We start from the raw sequence: 18,431 nt of genomic DNA on the forward strand, positions 1-18,431 counted from the left end.
GTGAAGGTAAAGAATGTTGAAGGGTGCAATCTAAATTTTCAGATAAAGTCATAAAAAAATGAGCGTATTTACATACACTCATTTTTACTACATTTTACTAATATTTGCTTAACTGACTGGCATTACCCTTTAAGGAGCTTTTATTGATTAAGGCTGTTTCAGATATGGCCAGGCTGCTTTTAGATAAATAAACATTGACCATAAGGTCAGTACCACAGCTGTATATAGCAAAGCATAAGCCAGCATTTCTAGCGGTGGCCAGTTCAGCAGGAAAACCGTAATTGCGATCATCTGGAACGCGGTTTTGTATTTACCCACTGTCGACACCGCCACACTGGTACGCGCACCGAGTTCAGCCATCCATTCACGTAAAGCTGAAACTGTAATTTCCCGTGAAATAATCACAATCGCTGCAAAAGCCATCGAGATCGAAGGTTGCCATTGCACTAAGACAATAAGCGCAGCAGCGACCATCAACTTGTCTGCAACTGGATCCAAAAAACGACCAAAAGCAGACGTCTGATTCAGAGTACGCGCCAGATAACCATCAAACCAGTCAGTGACTGCAGCCACTACAAAAATTGTCGTTAAGATAATATGCCGCGTCACATCAGGACTGGTTTCATTAAATCCCATTGCCGGTGGCCAATATGCGACCAATAAAAAAACCGGAATCAGGATAATACGAGCCAAGGTCAAGATATTTGGAATATTCAGGATACGACCTGTAGTCATAGACACCGCCAATTGTTCCCCTCATGTACGATGAAAATGCACACTTTTTTCGAGGTTTAATCCATCATTAATACGCTTCACTTTATACGAATTGACTTGAAGTGTCACTAGGCAAACACCGTCACTGTCTGTCTGGCCATCGCAATCAGCCGATTTTCTACATCCCACAGATAGGCATGTTCTGTTGAATAACCGTCAGCCGCATGGTCGGTAATCACTTTATATTTAAACCAATCATGTAGCTGATGCTGCACTGGATGCACATAGGTTACAGTCCAGGTCAGGCTGCTCGCTGGGGCCAGTGTCTGAAACATCGGTAACACCCCAGGTGGCCAGATGTCAAAAATGGCCATCAGGTCAGCTAACTGAAATTCACGGTCAGAATGTTGATCTGGATGGAAGCGGCACCAGCCTTCAAAATCAGGACGTACACTTGAACTGCACGGCAGATTCAAATCCGCCCATCTGAGTTCGAAATGATCAAAACACTTTGGAAGCTTGAACTGTGCAGGAATCTGAAACAAGGCGTCAGGAGGAGCATAATCCGGAGCCTGCATTTTCTGATGTACCTGAATGCTAGAATCGCGCGCTACGCCGAAACTGGCAATCAGAATGCTCTGAACAGCCTCATCCTGCCATAGACGCACTTCGATGGTAGTGACCGATTTGCCTTCACGCAGAATTTCCGCAGTTAGGCGTGCTTTGCCTTCCTGTACCGGGCCAACAAAAGTCACACTGGTACTCAGCAAACGTTTAGTAGGATCATTGATTATTACCACGGCTTTTTGCATCATGACTGCAGCTGCAAGTCCACCGTAGATGGTTCTTCCTTGTCCCCAGCCTGGCGGCATTTCAATCCATTCTTGCTGCGCAATTTGTGCGTACAGTGTTTGCAAAGACATATCGATCCTTCAACTTTGTCTGATGAACCGATATATTGCTGGAAAAATCTATGAATAGAAATGACCTTTGACTCGAAGGTCAATGTGCATTTTTGCACTTGTAATTGATATAAAACGATTACTCATGCAGAACTTTATAAATCATCCGGGCCATGACCGAACCCAGACCCGGTACCAGTTGCAGATCTTTTTCTGAAGCTTTAAGCACACCCTGAATCCCACCAAAATGGGTCAATAAATCACGACGGCGCTTCGGCCCTAATCCTGGGATCACTTCCAATACGGATGAACCCCGTTTTTTATCGCGTTTGGCCCGATGGCGGGTAATGGCAAAACGGTGAGCTTCATCACGTACCTGCTGGATCAGATGCAGGGCCTTATGATCTTCTGGAAGCTGGATCTTACCGCCATCGGTAAAATGCAGGGTTTCCAGACCCGGCTTACGTCCTTCGCCTTTAGACACACCGACCATAAAGGCATCCAGCCCAAGTTCCTGCATGACTTCCATCGCCATATGCAATTGCCCTTTACCACCGTCAATCAGCAGCAAATCTGGCAGCATGGCTTTTTTATAACGACGGGTTAAGGCCTGACGCATCGCGGCATAGTCATCACCCGCCTGAATATCATTGATAGAAAACTGGCGATAATCGCGTTTGCGCGCGCCTCCACTATCAAAGACTACGCAAGAAGCAACCGTATCTTCACCCATGGTATGCGAGATATCGAAACACTCAATCCGATCTACCGGCCGTCCTACGACCTCCTCTAACTGATGGAAACGTTCATTCAGCTCAAAGTGATTGGCCAGCTTGCCCTGAATGGCATGTTGCACATTCATCTGTGCAAGTTCCAGCCATTCGGCACGGGTTTCCCGAACTTTGGATTTGATCTGAATTTTCTTGTCAAAATGTTGAGAAAGTGCGGCTTCCAGCTCCTTCCGATCTGGCATTTCAATATTTACGATCAGTTCAGAAGGAATTTCATCGGCAACCTGGAAGTAGAAGTTGGCAATAAAATCCGAGAGCATTTGTCCCAGATCGTCACTCAGCATATCCGGAAAATAGCCTTTACCGCCGAGCATCTTGCCATTACGCACATGCATGATCTGCACACAAGTTACTCCTGCCTGGTAGGCAATCGCCAGAATATCTGCCTCACCTTTGACTTTATAAATCGCCTGCTGGGCCTGTACATCACGCAGTAATGCCATCCGGTCACGATAAAATACCGCCTTTTCAAATTCCAGATTTTCTGCGGCTGCTTCCATCTTGGCAATCAGTTCCTGATTCAGCTCTTTGGTATCACCTTGCAGGAAGCGAATCGAATTATTGACATCTTCCTGATAATCCTCAGATGAAATCAGGCCGACACAAGGGCCGGAACAGCGCTTGATCTGATATTGCAAACAAGGTCGAGTACGATTGGCAAAGAAACCATTCTCACAAGAACGTACATTGAATAATTTTTGCAGAATAACCAAAGTATCGCGGGCATTGTAAGCACTCGGATAAGGTCCAAAGAACTTGCCGACCTGATGTTTGCCCTTGCCACGACCGCTGGCAATCCGCGGATAGGGCTTGTCTGCAGAGACAAAAATATAGACATAGGATTTGTCATCACGCAGCATGATGTTATACGGTGGACGATGCAGCTTGATCAGGTTTTGCTCTAGCAATAAAGCTTCAGTTTCTGAACGCACCACCAAGGTCTGAATGTCATAAATCCGTGCCACCAAAGCTTGAGTCTTGGGATGATCAAGGGTTTTGACAAAATAACTAGATACCCGATTTTTCAGGTTCTTGGCTTTTCCCACATATAAGAGTTCGCCATCTTTGCCATACATCCGGTAGACCCCGGGTAAGGTGGTCATATTGGCCAAGATTTTTTCAATATGAGGGCGTGCGTTCTCGTTCACCTAAAACCTATTTTTCACCTGCAATATGCAGATATATGTGATGTTTAATGTGTCATTTTCAAGCGATGACACAAAATTCACCCGAACTGTCATCGAAAGTGAAACAGGTTATGCCCAGACCGCCGTATTTATAAGCAACCCAATATCGTCTGATTGCTAAAAGCTATAAGTCGCCTGAACTAACTTTGCTATGCTCGACAGGTTCAATCTCGAGATGATCCAAGATGACAAGTTCCCAATCCGGTATTCATGTTGTGCAACCTGCCACTTCTAGCCATAGCCAGTCTGAGCGTGACCGTTTAATTGGGAAACCGCGTTTTCATTTTGAACCTCTGGCTGTGATGCAGTTGCTACGGGAACGGATCATCGGTCAGGATGCCGCCTTAAATGAAATTGAAAAAATGCTGCATGTGGTCAAGGCTGACTTTTCCAGTCCTGAACGTCCGCTTTCGGTTACCTTAATGCTTGGCCCGACCGGTGTCGGCAAAACCGAGACCGTGCGTCTGATTGCCGAAGCAATTTATGGCCGTCCTGATGCTTTCTGCCGGATTGATATGAATACTTTGGCGCAGGAACATTATGCAGCTGCCCTGACTGGCGCGCCTCCGGGTTATGTGGGCTCTAAAGAAGGCCATAGCCTGTTTGATGAAACCGCTATTGCCGGAAGCCATACCCGTCCCGGCATCATGCTGTTTGATGAACTGGAAAAAGCCAGTACTGAAGTCATTCGTGGCCTGATGAATGTCCTGGATACTGGTCGACTGACGTTGACTGCTGGTACCAAAACCATCGATTTTCGTAATTGCATGATTTTTATGACCAGTAATGTCGGTGCACAAGCCGCGCAACAATATCTGGAAAAGCTCAGCTATCTGCCGCAAAAAATGCAGCAACTATGTCTGAAAAAAGTACCGACCCAGCAGATTATTGAAAAAGTCATGCAGCGCAAGTTCGATCCTGAATTTTTAAACCGGATTGACCGTACCTTGCACTATCAGGCTGTCCAAAATGATGCCCTGCCACGACTGGTTGAGATTGAGCTGGATAAATTAAATCAACGTCTGCAACATCAGAAACGACAGATTCACCTCACTGATGCAGCCAAGGCCCATTTTTATCAGGGTCATGACATCCGTTATGGCGCCCGTCATCTGGGCCGAAAAATACGGACTGAACTGGAACCGATCTTAGCGCTTTATTTCCTGAACCATCCAGAACAACTGCAACTCCATCTGGACTGCATTAATGGTCAATTGCTAGTTCAGCCTCAAGCCTCCGATTCCAATTAAACTGTTTGATGTGCTTGAATCGCCTGAATCAATGCATCCGGGTCTTTAGGTGAAATCAGGACATACTTTTGTTGATCTGCCAGCATATAGCTAACTTTTAAACGCTTGAAAGACAAAGCAGGTGCAATTTCTGAGTGATCTGTAGGCTGGATATTCTGAATCGAACCAAGCGGAATTTGCCAGGTCAGCCACAAGCTTTTGATAATCAACTGCCCATCCTGCACGATATAACGGGTACTCCAAACCGGCCACCAGACCAAGAGGATTGTAAGTATATAGACTGCGGTATGCACCGGATATTGAGCCATCGTCCCTTTGGCCTGCATGGTCAGTAATAATTGCAATAACAAACCGCTCATACAGATCAAAAATGCCAGCAGCCACCAGTCTTTTTTGGAACGAAATACACGCATCATCTTCCCCCTATTTTGTTTTATCTTACACAAAATCAGAATGATGTGGTGAATCTCTGCAAGTAATAAAAAACGCCCATGTGGGCGCTTTATTTTTTATGTTGCAGCTTAGGCAAACAGATAAGGACGAATAAAGATCAGGAAGAAAATACCCAGCATCAGGAACCATTTCAGGAAATAGTACAGCTGGCGGTTCTGTGCTTTTAAAGCTTTAGCTTTTACCCGGAGTTGATAGACATAACCAAAGACTTTGTTTAAGCCACCAGTCTGATCCCCAACCTCATTCGGTGAACTGGCTGCTGTCATCACTTTTTTACCAAACCAGTGGTTGAAGCGTTCCATCCAGCGGGTTTTTAAAGGTCGCTCGACATCAGCAAAGAAAATGATCCGGTTCTGGTCAGTCTTGTTTTCGGCATAATGAATATAGGTTTCATCAAATACCACGCTCTCGCCGTCGCGCCAGGAATAACGCTGACCATCGACATCGATAAAGCAGCGGTCATCATTCGGGGTCATTAAGCCCAAGTGATAACGCAATGAACCGGCATAAGGGTCACGATGACGGACCAAACGGCTATCGGGTGCCAGCTCGGTAAACATGGCCGCTTTAATGGTAGGCAAAGTTTTGAGCAAGGCGGTAGTTTTTGGGCAGAGTTCTGCTGCAGAGGGATGCGCCGAGTCATACCATTTTAAATAGAAGCGTTTCCAGCCAGTCTTAAAAAATGAGTTAAACCCCAGGTCATCATATTTGCTCGAAGCCTTGATCCCGCCTTTCTGATAGAGTGCCTGTGCTTCGTCACGAATCATTTCCCAGTTTTCATCCAGCACTTTTAGGTCTTTAAAATGCTGCGTATCGATATAAGGCTGATTCGGTACGCGTGAAAAGGCGTACATCAGAAAATTGATCGGTGCAAACAGGGTCGAATGGTCAAAAAACTGGCGATAAAAAGAATGCCGAACTGTGCCACGTCGCTGAATATATAACGCTGAGATGACAAAGATGGCCAAAATAATCCACTTAAGCATATCAATACCCAAAAAATCCTAGCCCTAAAAAAGAACGGGGAAAAATAAAAAAGTCACATCTGGGCCGCATTATAACAAAGCTGCTTTTGCTCTCCCTACCCGCTTGTAGAACACAGCGTTGCATACATTTTCTTACATCCGTATCGAATAATTTGAATCTCAATTGACTATTTTGACCAAAACACCACACAGCAAACATTCCCTATCTGGTCAATTTACGTTATAAAAACAGCGCGACAGCAATAAAAAAGTGAAATTGAAACAATAACTTCATTACACTGCGATAACGGTTCACTGTATTCCGGACATGACAACGCCTTGATTGAGCGATGAAAATTGATGACCCTTGCGTCACGGCTTGATACAACTTGTGTTGTTCTTTTTGGATATAGTTATCGTAAGATTAGCGAAGTAAAAAAGTGCGCGGGAAATGCGCGCTTGCTTCACAACATCAACTTAGAAGTCCTCCAAAATAAAGGAGATCAGGGCATGATCCACGCTGGCAATGCCATTACCGTCCAAATGCTTGAGGACGGAATTGCAGAATTCCGCTTTGACTTACAAGGTGAGTCGGTTAACAAATTCAACCGTGCAACGATTGAAGATTTCAAGGCTGCGATTGACGCAGTTTCCGCTGCTGACATTCAGGGTTTAATCGTGACTTCAGGCAAGTCTACATTTATTGTAGGTGCTGACATTACTGAGTTCGGCGATAACTTTGCTCAAGGCGAACAGGCAATTGTTGACTGGGCACTACCAGTTCATGAAATTTTTAACAGCTTCGAAGACCTGGACATTCCTAAAGTTGCCGCGATTAACGGTATGGCACTAGGTGGCGGTTTCGAGATGTGCTTAGTCTGTGACTACCGTGTGATGTCAGAACAGGCGCAAGTCGGCCTGCCTGAAATCAAACTTGGTATCTTCCCTGGTTTCGGTGGTACGGTTCGTTTAAGCCGTCTGATCGGTATCGACAATGCAGTTGAATGGATGGCCATGGCTACTCCGAAAAAACCGGCTGCTGCACTGAAAGATGGTGCTGTTGATGCGGTTGTGGCTGCAGACAAACTGAAAGATGCTGCGATTGACCTGTTGAAACAGGCAATTCACGGTCGTTTAGACTGGCAAACAAAACGCCAGGAAAAACTGGATCCAATCAAGCTGAACATGCTTGAGCAAATGATGGCGTTCAATACGGCGAAAGGTGCGGTTCTTGCAAAAGCAAACCCTGCTCAATACCCAGCGCCAAAACTATTGCTTGATTCTCTTCAGGCAGGTGCAAGCTTATACCGCGATGAAGCGTTAAAAGTTGAAGCTCAAGGCTTTGCGAAAGCTGCGGTAACTCCACAAGCAGGTGCGTTAATCGGTCTGTTCCTGAACGACCAGGTTGTGAAGAAAACTTCTAAGAAATATGAACAAGGTGCACATCCAGTGAACCAGGCTGCCGTTCTAGGCGCAGGGATCATGGGTGGTGGTATTGCTTACCAGGCGGCAAGCAAAGGCACTCCAATCATCATGAAAGACATCGGTAACCAGCAACTTGCACTGGGTATGTCTGAAGCAAACAAACTGCTGACCAAGCAGGTTGAACGCAAGAAGATGAAGCCGGCGCAAATGGGTGAAACCCTTGCTCGCATCCGTCCTACTTTAAGCTATGACGAGTTTAAAGAAGTCGACATCGTGATCGAAGCAGTAACTGAAAACCCGAAAGTGAAAGGCATCGTACTGAAAGAAACTGAATCTAAAGTACGTGAAAACACGATCATTGCGTCAAACACCTCTACGATTTCAATCACGCGTCTGGCTGAAAATCTGGAACGTCCAGAGAACTTCGTGGGTATGCACTTCTTTAACCCGGTACACATGATGCCACTGGTGGAAGTGATTCGTGGTGAGAAGACTTCTGCTGAAGCGATTGCAACGACTGTTGTTCTTGCTCAGAAAATGGGTAAAACACCAATCGTAGTGAATGACTGCCCGGGCTTCCTGGTAAACCGCGTACTGTTCCCTTACTTCGGTGCATTTGACCTGTTACTGAAAGATGGTGCTGACTTCCAGCAAATCGATAAAGTGATGGAAAAATTCGGCTGGCCTATGGGTCCTGCTTACCTGATGGACGTGGTTGGTATCGATACTGGCGTTCACGGTGCAGAAGTGATGGCTGAAGGCTTCCCGGATCGTATGAAACCTGATTTCAAAGGTTCGATCCAAGTGATGTACGAAAACAACCGTCTGGGTCAAAAGAATGACGTTGGTTTCTACAAATACGAACTTGACCGTAAAGGCAAAAAAGCCAAAGTGGTTGATCCAACTGCATACGAGCTTGTGGCATCTGTTGCAACTGCTGAAAAACGTGAATTTGATCCTCAAGAGATCATTGACCGTATGATGCTGGCTTTCTGTAACGAAACTGTTCGTTGCCTGGAAGACAACATTGTTGCAACTCCGGCTGAAGCAGATATGGCGATGATCATGGGTGTAGGCTTCCCTCCATTCCGTGGTGGTCCATGCCGTTATATCGACCAAACTGGTGTAGCTGAGTATGTTGCACTTTGCGACAAATACGCGCACTTAGGTAAGGCTTATGAAGCGCCGCAATCATTGCGCGACATGGCTGCTAACAACAAAAAATTCTACGGTTAAGGAGTGACGTGAATGGCTACTTTAAATCCACGTGACGTTGTGATTGTTGATGGCGTACGTACTGCCATGGGCAAATCGAAAAACGGTATGTTCCGCAATGTACGTGCCGACAGCATGTCAGCTGAACTTATCCGTGCGTTGATGGTTCGTAACGAATTCGACCCGAATGAAGTTGAAGATGTAATCTGGGGCTGTGTGAACCAGACTCTGGAACAAGGGATGAACATTGCGCGTAACATCGCATTGTTAGCTGATCTTCCTAAGACTGTTGCAGGTCAAACGGTTAACCGTCTGTGTGGTTCTTCTATGCAGGCAATCCACACTGCGGCTGCACAGATTGCGACTAACCAGGGTGATATCTTCATCATCGGTGGTGTAGAGCACATGGGCCACGTAGGCATGATGCACGGCATCGACCTGAACCCTGCTGCATCTAAGCACTACGCAAAAGCATCAAATATGATGGGCCTGACTGCTGAAATGCTAGGTCGCATGAACGGCATTACTCGTGAAGAACAGGATGCGTTTGGTGTTGAATCTCACCGTCGTGCTTGGGCTGCAACTGAAAATGGTCTGTTCCAGAACGAGATCGTAGGCATTGAAGGTCATAATGCAGATGGCTACAAAATCTTGTGTGATATCGATGAAGTGATCCGTCCAGATGCGAACCTTGAATCGTTCAAATCTTTGCGTCCAGTATTCGATCCGAAAGGCGGTACAGTGACTGCTGCTACATCTTCAGCATTGTCTGACGGTGCATCTGCAATGCTGTTAATGTCTGCTGAACGTGCTCAAGCACTTGGTTTGAAACCACGTGCTGTGATCCGCTCTATGGCGGTTGCAGGTTGTGATGCTGCAATCATGGGTTATGGTCCTGTACCTGCAACTCAAAAAGCGCTTAAACGTGCTGGCTTAAGCATGGCAGATATCCAAACCATCGAGTTAAATGAAGCGTTTGCTGCTCAAGGCTTATCAGTGATGAAAGGCTTAGGTGTTTATGAGAAGCAAGACATCATTAACTTAAATGGTGGCGCGATTGCGTTGGGTCACCCGCTTGGTTGTTCTGGCGCGCGTATCACGACGACATTGCTAAACGTAATGGAGCAACAAGATACGCAAATCGGTCTTGCGACGATGTGTATCGGCCTAGGTCAAGGTATTGCAACAGTGATCGAACGTGTTTAATTCTTAAATAATTCGAGACAGAAAACCCCGCTTATTGCGGGGTTTCTTTATTGCGAACTATTCATTCAAAGTTTTGTAAAATACACATAGCCTTATTTATGATAAAGTTGAATATTAAATATAAATTTAAAATAATTATGAAAAAATATTTAGCATTTACAGTTCTGAGTCTAAGCTTGGTAGGATGTGCCAGCACACCAAAAGCACCACAATCTGATTACTTTGCAAGAATTCAAAAAGAATTTAAAACCCAACCTGTGGCTATCTTGACAGATGCCTGCCTACTACGTAAAGAACTTGGTGACAGTCATATTTTACTGGATCAATCTAATCGTACTGCCGAAGCAATATCTCAATCATTGGTAAAACAGTTAAACCAGAATGCGGTTCAAGTGACCAAAACCTTCCAGCCAACACATTGCGGTTTCTTTGAAAAGCGTACCATTCAGACTTATAAAAAACGTAATACTTTAGAGTCGCAACCTGAATATTTAGGCACTTATCCTGTTTTGGCAGCCAACCAACCTGCAATTACTGATCTGGATGGTGCAAGTATCCAACTGCTGCTTCAAAAGAGTTTTAAAGCCAGCCATGGGCGTTATGCGTTAAGCAATAACTATCAACCTGTAGATATTGATATTACAGATCGCCTAACTGACCATCTCAAGCCTGTGTTAGGCACATCTAAGGTTCTGGTCATCCAGGTCTTAGGACAACAGCCTTCTTTAGGAAAACGGATTGGTAATATTGCCGGCACAGCTGCTTTCGCAGTTTTAACAATGGGTGTAGTTGTAGCAGATGATCCAGTACCTACAGAAGGCCAATACTATGTACTTTCTTATGTTGATTTGGATAAGAAACAAATTTTATGGTCTAAGCATCAAAAATTCGATGGAAAACTTTATCAGACCGGCCCAGTTAGCGTAACGACACCAAATATGCTAAAACCTTTGGGTCTTTAAAATAGAAATAAATAAAAAACCCTGTTTAATAACAGGGTTTTTTATTTAAAAGAATGTTATCCCTTTGTAAATTTAGTTGAATATTCAACCAATAAAAACTTATCCATCAGCCACTTATATTTGACAGGCGTATCATAACCCCACATTTCTCTCCTTTATTTATGGGGTTATGCATGAAAATGCTTAAAACACTTCTAGCAACTGCAATCGTTGCAACTTCAGCTTCTACTATGGCTTCTGCAACAGTTTCTCCTGTTGCTGCAATGAAAGAACAAGCAAAAACTGTTGCCGCTCAAACTGCTCAACAAGCAACTGCGCCTGCACAAGCAAAAGTAGCGACTGCGACTGTTAAAGCACAAGACTCTGCTGCCAAAGCTACTGCTGAGAAACAAGCGGCTGTCGCTAAAGTAGAAGCAACTCAACAACAAGCTGCTCAAACTAAAGAAGCAGCAAAAACTGAAGCGGCTCAAAAAGTAGAAGCTGCAAAAGCTGCACCTGCAGATATGAAAAAAGTAGCGGATTCTAAAGTAGAAGCCGTGAAAACTGATGCAGCTGTAAAAACTGCTGAAGTAAAAGAAGCAACTGTAGCAAAAGCTGAAGAAGTAAAAGCAGCACCTGCCGAAGCAGCTGTAAAAGCCGAGAAAAAAGGCTGGTTCTCTTGGTTTAAAAAATCTGCTTAAGATATTTTAAATCCATAAAAAAAGATGTCCGAGTGACATCTTTTTTTTGTTTTTTGGCTCTTTCAGATTTAAAGTCAAAAATATAAAGACCTATAAATCTCTTATTAGACCTTTCGGGCTAGCATGGTCGCAAAATGCTGCTTGATCCGGTTGCCCTGCTCATCTACTCGGTGTAATTCACCGACATTTTCATTATATTTCACCAGATTCCAGCCTTCATAATAGGCACTAAGCTGTCCCGGCTTAAAACTAAACGGAAAGTCTGGCTGTACCGGAATATCATCGGTATCCATCGCACAGACAATCAGGTTATAACCGCCCGGCACTGTCGCCTGCTGCATCTGTGCAATAAGTGGTGGAATGGTATCGGCCTGCAGGAACATCATCACCACTGTACAGCAAATGAAGTCATATTGACCCTGAATACTGGGGTCAAGATTTAAATCCCGTTGCTGAACCTGAATATTCCCGATTTCTTCATTCTGAATGATCTGTCTTAAGGTCTGTAGACTATTTTCATTCACATCCCAGGCGTCGACTTCAAAACTGTTCTGACTCAAATACAACGAATTGCGGCCTGAACCACAACCGACATCCAGCGCACGACCACCCTTTAAATACGGCATAGCTGCCAGAATTTCCGAATGGGTCGGGCTTAGCTGATATTTCTTGTTAAAGTAATCCTCAGGTTTGCAGTAAAAACGCAGCTGACATTCTGCATCTTCACTGGCAGAAATAATCTTATGCCATGCCTGTGGCTCAATGAACGGTGGTTGCTGCTCTGGCGTAAATACATGTTCAGACTGTATATGACCTGACGGATCCAGCATGGCAAAATGCAGCTCACCTTTGAGCACAGTCAGCTTTGCCCAAGTGCCTGCTTTGGTATTGTGTGGCTGCTTGAACCCTTGTGGGATAGCTTGCTGCATCCAGACCGGAAATTCTTTATAACATTTCAATTGTTGCATAAAAGATTGTGCTCCCTATTCTCGCTTTCCGTCTGCAAGCATGCTTCTGGATATTCATTTTTCTTAAGCATAGCGGGTTCTATTACCAATGAGAACTGGCACATCTTTGATGTAAGCAATGCAACAAGACTAATTCTGACAGAAAAACATCATGTCATTTAGAGATAAGAAATCATAAGATCCTTATACTTAGAGTTTGTTCTCTGCCTCTTTAAGTGCCTGCTGATCCACTTGAGTCATTTGCTGATTGAGCTGCACTATTTCCTGATACAGCTTATTGAATTGCTTTAAGGGTGCATCTTCATAGAACATAAAGGTCTGGTTTTTCTTTTCCCATTTATTGTTTTTCAGCACCAGAAATAGCTGGTCTGCTTTGGCCAGACTCTGTTTTTCAATTTCAAAAATTGCATGGGCATTATCCTGCTGCTGATTGGCTTTCAGATTATCTGCCAGCTGCTGACGATAGCGGTTTTTAATGTCCAGCTGTTTCACCTGCTCTAACTGCTGGGTTGCCCGCTGTTGAATTGTCTGTTCATAACCATCGACAATTTCATGCACACGCTTCAGCATGGCTTCGGTTTCTTTATAGTCTTGGGCTTGATCTTTGGCTAAACGGTCAATGTCCAGAAAACGATCCCAGTCCGCTGCTTTGAGGTCACGTAAATACTGATTGCGAGCCTCGGCACGATCACGCATCTGACCCAGAATAAATTGGGCCATCACGGCATAATCCCCATCCAGACGATCATCTTCCAGATCAATCTGAATCGGTTTAGACCAATCCTGTGCCTGTTGCAAAATAGATCCAGTTTTTTCTTCCAGTACCGTTTCATATTCTTGCAAATCGGCCTGCTGTTTCTGCTCTACAGAATTTTGATAAAATAACCAGATCAAAATTGCCAGTACCACTCCAGCGATAATCATAAAAACACGGGGCATCTACACGCTCCAGGTCTGTCATCCAGATCTTGTTGATTTTTTACACTATGCTTATTTTTCCAGCATAATTCAAGACATAGAGCTTTTCACATTTGTGAACGTGCTTCCTCAATACTGAAAAAATGAACCCAGTAAAAAGTCTGAAGAAAGGAAATAAGTTTTCAGACTTCCTTTCTTCATGACGTGACCTAGCTATGGCAGAACTGACTGATCTGATCAGCCTGGCCCATCGGATTGTGTGCTAGCGCGAACCAAAAGGCAGCCTGAGCTCAAGCCGATTCGGATCAAACTGTTCCCGGACGATCTGGACATTGGTTGCATTCCGGTCAATACCGAAAGGTTGCAGAATTACATAGATTCCATTTCTTGGATCTGAGGACTGCAAGCCTTGCGCTACTGCCAGTACATATTCCCGGAACACAGTAGGCAGACTGTCCAGATCTGGATTAGGCGCTGCTGCCCCCATGTCAATATTTGCAACGACATCACCATCGACACTATAAGCCTGGATATCGCGTTCAATTTTCATCAGGCGCATCTGCAAAGCCTTACGCTGGCTGGCACCTTCCTGATAAGGCGTTATTTCCGTCACAGCACGCATTTCAGGCTCTGCCATGACAGTTAAGGTGGGAAGTACCGTTGCTTCAGAATGAGCAGGAGCTGCATGACTCAGTACAGGGAGAGTAAAAGCAGTACAGGTCAGCATCAGGCCCAAGCTTTGAATGGATTTTAGGAGATTCATCTTATTACCCCTCGGTTGGAAAAGGGAAAGCGTCAGATTAAATCTTACAAGTAATACAGCTTCTTATTGTTAAGTTTGATAAACGGTCAATCGAATCCATTACACCCTCATAAAGCCAACCAGCAAATCAGGAGCAAAGCTCCTAAAAAATATGAATTATTCAGAAGTTAGATTTAAAAAAGCAAAAATCCCCAATATGGGGATTGATTTGCATTACTGGCTCATCCTTTAAGGAGATCTTGGAAATTGCGCTACAGGAGATGGATTGTTGTAGTTTTCTAATAAGCCCAGATTCACCTTGTCCAGATTAATCTGTAGTTGAAGACCGCGTCCTGGTTGCAAGCTGCTGCTACGATCGATCCCGACATTCTCCAGCAGTGTATATAGCCCCTGGGTTGGATCACCAGATTGTAAGCCCTGGGCAATGGTCATCACATACTGTTGCAGTGCAGGTGACAGTAAACTCAAATCTGGAGCTTGGGTCGGCTTAATATCGAGGTTTGCCAGCACATTTGGATTGACCATAAAATTTTCTGCATCCTTAGTTCCCCGGATTACCTGATGCTGCAAGGCAAGACGATTGGCTTCATTCTCAATAAACGGGACATAGCCAGTCTCATTACTCATTTCAGGTTCAGCCATAATGGTCATCGTCGGTAAGGTAAGTACCGGTTTCTGTTCTTCTGCATGTACTGCTATGCTCAATGTACCTAACAGAATCCCAAATAAAGATGTTTTTAGACTATTCATGGGCTTTCCCCCTACTTCAAATTTCACAACCTGAGTGCCTTTATCGGTTGCTAAAGTCTGTATTTAATTATCTATTAGATTACCTTGATTATTTTGAGAACTCATTCCTGCTCAGATGAATGGCAAAACAAGTTAATTCTTAGGCTGAATCAAAAATCACAGGCGAAAAAAAACCTCAAACATTGTTTGAGGTTTTTTCGAATATGGTGGCGAGACCCAGGATCGAACTGGGGACACACGGATTTTCAATCCGTTGCTCTACCAACTGAGCTATCACGCCGATGCGGTGTATTAAGCCGTATCTGGACACATTAGTCAATCGAAATTATGAAAAAAAAGATTGAGTGTCTGAATTTTGGCCTAAAAAAAATCCCTGATGGGATCAGGGATTGAAAACTTTAAAATCGTTTTGAATATGGTGGCGAGACCCAGGATCGAACTGGGGACACACGGATTTTCAATCCGTTGCTCTACCAACTGAGCTATCACGCCGATGTCGCGTATTAAACAGTTTCAGCTCTTAATCGTCAAGTACATAACGTATAAAAATCATCAAATGTTTACTTTTCCATCGATTTGCATGTTTATACAGCAATATTTTCATATTTTCAGCAAATACCTGACTAATAAAATAAATTGAATCCGGTATTTACAAAAAAAGCAGCCCGAAGGCTGCTTGAAATTTATCTATATTTAAATTTTTTCAAGATTTGCCAGACATCGGTGAATGGCCCCGCATCCCGGTACGAATGCTTTTACTCCTTTTTCCTCTTCCATGCGGCATGCCTCACTCACCAGCCTTTCTGCAACCCCGCGTCCACGGTTGGCCGGATGCACCACAATATTTTCCAGGGTCCGGCTTTCGCCTTGTCCTGTGCACCAGATGGCACCGATGATTTTGGTGTTAAATTCTGCGGTATAAAGTAAGGTATACTGTGCAAGGTTTTGCTCTAGATGTTCAATGGCATCTGCCCCATCACTAAATTCAGGGCTAGTGTCATACAGTCGCTCAAGCTGGCTGCGCACTTCGTCGTTTTCTAGAGAAGTATAAGCATGTACGGTAATAGGCATTGATAAACCCTCCTGAGCAATCTAATATGCGGTGACGTCGTCACGGCGAAAATATTTTCTACATCAATCATTTTGACGTATTTGAGGAACGTGTCTATGACAGATCGTATCAGTGAAGTGGTAAGAAATACCAACGAAACCAAAATTCGAGTTCGTTTGAACCTCGATGGTACTGGTCAAGGCACTTTAAACACTGGTATTCCATTTTTAGATCATATGATTGATCAAATCAAGCGACATGGTCTGTTTGATATTGATATTCATTGTGATGGAGATCTGGAAATTGATGACCATCATACCGTAGAAGACTGTGGTATTACCTTAGGTCAAGCCTTCGCTCAGGCTTTGGGTGATAAAAAGGGCCTACGTCGTTATGGACACTTCTATGCGCCGCTTGATGAATCTTTAAGCCGTGTCGTGGTGGATCTGTCTGGCCGTCCGGGTCTGTTTATGGACATTCCATTTACCCGTGCCATGATTGGCCGTTTTGATGTAGACCTGTTTTCTGAGTTTTTCCAGGGCTTTGTCAACCACTCGCTGATGACTGTACACATTGACAACCTGAAAGGTAAAAACAGTCACCACCAGATCGAAAGTGTATTTAAGGCATTTGCCCGTGCACTGCGTATGGCATGTGAAGTTGATCCACGTGCTGCGAATACTGTTGCTTCAACCAAAGGTACCTTGTAATGACCCGTATTGCCCTTCTTGACTATGGCATGGGAAACCTACACTCAGCAGCCAAAGCACTTGAACACGTCGGTGCAACGGTAGATGTGACTAATGATCCAAAACTGATTGCCCAAGCCGACAAAATCGTTTTTCCGGGTGTGGGTGCAATGCGTGACTGCATGCAAGGCATGCATGAAGCCGGAATTGATGAAGTGGTACGTAATGCCGTGTTTAACAAACCGGTATTGGCGATCTGTGTCGGTATGCAGGCCCTGATGCAACGCTCTGAAGAAAATGGCGGTGCGGATGCACTGGGCATTTTTGCAGGTGAAGTGAAACACTTCCCGGAAATGGCAGGTTTAAAAGTGCCGCATATGGGCTGGAACCAAGTACATCAGGCCGATCCAAGCCATCCAATGTGGAAAGACATTGCTCAGGATGCACGTTTCTATTTCGTGCACAGTTACTATGTGGAACCACAAGATCCAAGTATCGTGGCAGCGACCTGTAACTATGGTATTGATTTCTGTACTGCTCTGCATAAAGACAACCTGTTTGCGACTCAGTTCCATCCTGAAAAGAGCCATACTGCAGGCCTTCAATTGCTAAAAAACTTTGTGGATTGGAATATCTAATCCAATACATTCAAAAAGCTCGCATCATGCGGGCTTTTTTATGGGCTACAGCTTAAAATTTTATTTTTGAAAAATAATTCACATCCAAGCTTCCTTCTCTAAGGTATGCTCTATTCAACCCGAATATTCATCAATGGAAGATGCTTTAATCATGGATACCCAGCTTAACGATATTCTGCCGAGTAAAGAGGCAATAGCAAATTTTCCACCTTTTCAAAATATCGCGCCTGAAAATATTGTGGTGATTAACAGCATTCAGCAATGTGAAGCTCTACGCGAAGAACTTGAGCAGATCGCGGTCTTTGGTCTGGACACTGAATCTAAACCCACATTCAAGGTCGGTGAAGTTTCTACTGGTCCGCATCTGATTCAGCTGGCCACTCTGGAAAAGGCCTACCTGTTTCAGATGAATGCTGCCATTTGGGATTTTCTGAAACCGATTTTTGCCAATCGAGACCAGATTAAAGTTGGTTTTGGCCTGAAAAATGATGCGCATCTTTTCCGTAAAAGAGGCATTGAGCTGAACAGTGTGATTGAACTGTCAAAGTGCTTTGGTGCGTTCGGCATTAAAAATCCTCTTGGATTAAAAAATGCGATGGCTTTGCTATTTCAGGTGAATTTTCCTAAATCAAAACGGGTTACGACATCGAACTGGGCGAAAAAACATCTCAGTCAGGCACAAATTGAATATGCGGCTGCAGATGCCTATGCACCTTTACTGGTCTTTGAAGAATTGCTGCACCGTGGCTTGGGACCCAAGGAAGTTCCCAATACTTCACTAAAATTGAAAATTCGCCCGCATTCAAAAATTTGAACAAACAGAAGATCAGTTTTCTAGCGAAATATCATTTTGATATCAGACTCCATCAGGAGTATTGCAAAGAATAAAAAAATTGAAGAATAA

18 protein-coding genes and 2 tRNA genes are annotated in these 18,431 nt (G+C 44.2%); 8 read left to right on the top strand and 12 right to left on the bottom strand.

Going from position 1 to position 18,431, the window contains the following annotated elements:
- Positions 1–147: 147 nt before the first annotated feature.
- The 3 genes from pgsA to uvrC form a co-directional block, all read right to left on the bottom strand.
- The gene (gene pgsA, locus FTV12_RS13150) at positions 148–735 is read right to left on the bottom strand and encodes a CDP-diacylglycerol--glycerol-3-phosphate 3-phosphatidyltransferase (RefSeq protein ID WP_004781631.1); all 588 of its coding nucleotides are present in this window, start codon (positions 733–735) and stop codon (positions 148–150) included.
- 107 nt (positions 736–842) lie between these two features.
- Complete coding sequence (locus FTV12_RS13155; RefSeq protein ID WP_180034190.1) at positions 843–1,637, bottom strand: thioesterase family protein; 795 nt, start codon at positions 1,635–1,637, stop codon at positions 843–845.
- A 118-nt stretch (positions 1,638–1,755) separates the two neighbouring features.
- On the bottom strand, positions 1,756–3,555 hold the full coding sequence (gene uvrC / locus FTV12_RS13160) for an excinuclease ABC subunit UvrC (RefSeq protein ID WP_180034191.1): 1,800 nt from the start codon (positions 3,553–3,555) through the stop codon (positions 1,756–1,758).
- A gap of 224 nt (positions 3,556–3,779) precedes the next feature.
- On the opposite strand from uvrC, the gene FTV12_RS13165 reads away from it, so the two are divergent.
- Positions 3,780–4,844, top strand: a complete 1,065-nt coding sequence (locus FTV12_RS13165) for an AAA family ATPase (RefSeq protein WP_180034192.1) — start codon at positions 3,780–3,782, stop codon at positions 4,842–4,844.
- On the opposite strand, the gene FTV12_RS13170 is transcribed toward FTV12_RS13165, so the two are convergent.
- Positions 4,841–5,257, bottom strand: coding sequence for a PH domain-containing protein (locus FTV12_RS13170; RefSeq protein WP_159123727.1), 417 nt, complete (start codon positions 5,255–5,257; stop codon positions 4,841–4,843). The two genes, FTV12_RS13165 and FTV12_RS13170, sit on opposite strands and share 4 nt — an antisense overlap.
- 108 nt (positions 5,258–5,365) lie before the next feature.
- The gene (gene lpxO / locus FTV12_RS13175) at positions 5,366–6,283 is read right to left on the bottom strand and encodes a lipid A hydroxylase LpxO (protein WP_166136817.1); all 918 of its coding nucleotides are present in this window, start codon (positions 6,281–6,283) and stop codon (positions 5,366–5,368) included.
- Positions 6,284–6,772: 489 nt separating this feature from the next.
- On the opposite strand from lpxO, the gene fadB reads away from it, so the two are divergent.
- The 4 genes from fadB to FTV12_RS13195 all read left to right on the top strand — a co-directional run bounded on the left by fadB (position 6,773) and on the right by FTV12_RS13195 (position 11,750).
- Complete coding sequence (gene fadB / locus FTV12_RS13180) at positions 6,773–8,923, top strand: fatty acid oxidation complex subunit alpha FadB (protein ID WP_180034193.1); 2,151 nt, start codon at positions 6,773–6,775, stop codon at positions 8,921–8,923.
- A gap of 12 nt (positions 8,924–8,935) precedes the next feature.
- The gene (fadA, locus tag FTV12_RS13185) at positions 8,936–10,108 is read left to right on the top strand and encodes an acetyl-CoA C-acyltransferase FadA (RefSeq protein ID WP_180017513.1); all 1,173 of its coding nucleotides are present in this window, start codon (positions 8,936–8,938) and stop codon (positions 10,106–10,108) included.
- Positions 10,109–10,245: 137 nt separating this feature from the next.
- Entirely contained in the window at positions 10,246–11,070 is an 825-nt protein-coding gene (locus tag FTV12_RS13190) for a hypothetical protein (RefSeq protein WP_166136827.1), read from the top strand.
- A gap of 173 nt (positions 11,071–11,243) precedes the next feature.
- On the top strand, positions 11,244–11,750 hold the full coding sequence (locus FTV12_RS13195; protein WP_180034194.1) for a hypothetical protein: 507 nt from the start codon (positions 11,244–11,246) through the stop codon (positions 11,748–11,750).
- Between the two features lie 104 nt (positions 11,751–11,854).
- Here FTV12_RS13195 and tehB read toward each other — a convergent pair whose 3' ends face one another.
- From tehB to FTV12_RS13230, 7 genes are all read right to left on the bottom strand, one after another.
- A complete protein-coding gene (gene tehB / locus FTV12_RS13200) occupies positions 11,855–12,718 on the bottom strand; it encodes an SAM-dependent methyltransferase TehB (RefSeq protein WP_179991950.1) in 864 nt (287 codons plus the stop codon).
- Between the two features lie 189 nt (positions 12,719–12,907).
- The gene (locus FTV12_RS13205) at positions 12,908–13,657 is read right to left on the bottom strand and encodes a hypothetical protein (RefSeq protein ID WP_159123719.1); all 750 of its coding nucleotides are present in this window, start codon (positions 13,655–13,657) and stop codon (positions 12,908–12,910) included.
- A 241-nt stretch (positions 13,658–13,898) separates the two neighbouring features.
- Positions 13,899–14,399, bottom strand: a complete 501-nt coding sequence (locus FTV12_RS13210; RefSeq protein ID WP_180031031.1) for a hypothetical protein — start codon at positions 14,397–14,399, stop codon at positions 13,899–13,901.
- A 228-nt stretch (positions 14,400–14,627) separates the two neighbouring features.
- Positions 14,628–15,149 carry a hypothetical protein gene (locus tag FTV12_RS13215; RefSeq protein ID WP_179991949.1) on the bottom strand — a complete coding sequence of 174 codons (522 nt, stop codon included), beginning with the start codon at positions 15,147–15,149 and terminating at the stop codon, positions 14,628–14,630.
- Positions 15,150–15,353: 204 nt separating this feature from the next.
- Positions 15,354–15,429 (bottom strand) — tRNA-Phe (locus FTV12_RS13220).
- Between the two features lie 136 nt (positions 15,430–15,565).
- A tRNA-Phe gene (locus tag FTV12_RS13225) sits at positions 15,566–15,641 on the bottom strand.
- 201 nt (positions 15,642–15,842) lie between these two features.
- Positions 15,843–16,220: a GNAT family N-acetyltransferase gene (locus FTV12_RS13230; RefSeq protein ID WP_004781604.1), complete on the bottom strand. Its 378-nt coding sequence runs from the start codon at positions 16,218–16,220 to the stop codon at positions 15,843–15,845.
- 96 nt (positions 16,221–16,316) lie between these two features.
- Between FTV12_RS13230 and hisB the strand changes: the two genes are divergently transcribed.
- The 3 genes from hisB to FTV12_RS13245 all read left to right on the top strand — a co-directional run bounded on the left by hisB (position 16,317) and on the right by FTV12_RS13245 (position 18,341).
- Positions 16,317–16,910 (top strand): imidazoleglycerol-phosphate dehydratase HisB, encoded by a 594-nt coding sequence (gene hisB, locus FTV12_RS13235; RefSeq protein WP_005232589.1) that lies wholly within the window; start codon positions 16,317–16,319, stop codon positions 16,908–16,910.
- On the top strand, positions 16,910–17,527 hold the full coding sequence (gene hisH / locus FTV12_RS13240; protein ID WP_004781601.1) for an imidazole glycerol phosphate synthase subunit HisH: 618 nt from the start codon (positions 16,910–16,912) through the stop codon (positions 17,525–17,527). The genes hisB and hisH overlap by 1 nt, the downstream gene beginning before the upstream one ends.
- Positions 17,528–17,678: 151 nt before the next feature.
- Complete coding sequence (locus FTV12_RS13245) at positions 17,679–18,341, top strand: 3'-5' exonuclease (protein WP_180034195.1); 663 nt, start codon at positions 17,679–17,681, stop codon at positions 18,339–18,341.
- Positions 18,342–18,431: the final 90 nt, after the last annotated feature.

Origin of the sequence: Acinetobacter sp. YH12233 (genome assembly GCF_013417725.1) — a bacterium.
Lineage (GTDB): Bacteria > Pseudomonadota > Gammaproteobacteria > Pseudomonadales > Moraxellaceae > Acinetobacter.

What these genes read in the sequence shown, in the direction of transcription:
- pgsA (WP_004781631.1), bottom strand. Translation starts at nt 735, where the DNA reads ATGACTACAGGTCGTATCCTGAATATTCCAAATATCTTGACCTTGGCT.
- FTV12_RS13155 (WP_180034190.1), bottom strand. Translation starts at nt 1,637, where the DNA reads ATGTCTTTGCAAACACTGTACGCACAAATTGCGCAGCAAGAATGGATT.
- FTV12_RS13165 (WP_180034192.1), top strand. Translation starts at nt 3,780, where the DNA reads ATGACAAGTTCCCAATCCGGTATTCATGTTGTGCAACCTGCCACTTCT.
- FTV12_RS13170 (WP_159123727.1), bottom strand. Translation starts at nt 5,257, where the DNA reads ATGCGTGTATTTCGTTCCAAAAAAGACTGGTGGCTGCTGGCATTTTTG.
- lpxO (WP_166136817.1), bottom strand. Translation starts at nt 6,283, where the DNA reads ATGCTTAAGTGGATTATTTTGGCCATCTTTGTCATCTCAGCGTTATAT.
- fadB (WP_180034193.1), top strand. Translation starts at nt 6,773, where the DNA reads ATGATCCACGCTGGCAATGCCATTACCGTCCAAATGCTTGAGGACGGA.
- fadA (WP_180017513.1), top strand. Translation starts at nt 8,936, where the DNA reads ATGGCTACTTTAAATCCACGTGACGTTGTGATTGTTGATGGCGTACGT.
- FTV12_RS13190 (WP_166136827.1), top strand. Translation starts at nt 10,246, where the DNA reads ATGAAAAAATATTTAGCATTTACAGTTCTGAGTCTAAGCTTGGTAGGA.
- FTV12_RS13195 (WP_180034194.1), top strand. Translation starts at nt 11,244, where the DNA reads ATGAAAATGCTTAAAACACTTCTAGCAACTGCAATCGTTGCAACTTCA.
- tehB (WP_179991950.1), bottom strand. Translation starts at nt 12,718, where the DNA reads ATGCAACAATTGAAATGTTATAAAGAATTTCCGGTCTGGATGCAGCAA.
- FTV12_RS13205 (WP_159123719.1), bottom strand. Translation starts at nt 13,657, where the DNA reads ATGCCCCGTGTTTTTATGATTATCGCTGGAGTGGTACTGGCAATTTTG.
- FTV12_RS13210 (WP_180031031.1), bottom strand. Translation starts at nt 14,399, where the DNA reads ATGAATCTCCTAAAATCCATTCAAAGCTTGGGCCTGATGCTGACCTGT.
- FTV12_RS13215 (WP_179991949.1), bottom strand. Translation starts at nt 15,149, where the DNA reads ATGAATAGTCTAAAAACATCTTTATTTGGGATTCTGTTAGGTACATTG.
- FTV12_RS13230 (WP_004781604.1), bottom strand. Translation starts at nt 16,220, where the DNA reads ATGCCTATTACCGTACATGCTTATACTTCTCTAGAAAACGACGAAGTG.
- hisB (WP_005232589.1), top strand. Translation starts at nt 16,317, where the DNA reads ATGACAGATCGTATCAGTGAAGTGGTAAGAAATACCAACGAAACCAAA.
- hisH (WP_004781601.1), top strand. Translation starts at nt 16,910, where the DNA reads ATGACCCGTATTGCCCTTCTTGACTATGGCATGGGAAACCTACACTCA.
- FTV12_RS13245 (WP_180034195.1), top strand. Translation starts at nt 17,679, where the DNA reads ATGGATACCCAGCTTAACGATATTCTGCCGAGTAAAGAGGCAATAGCA.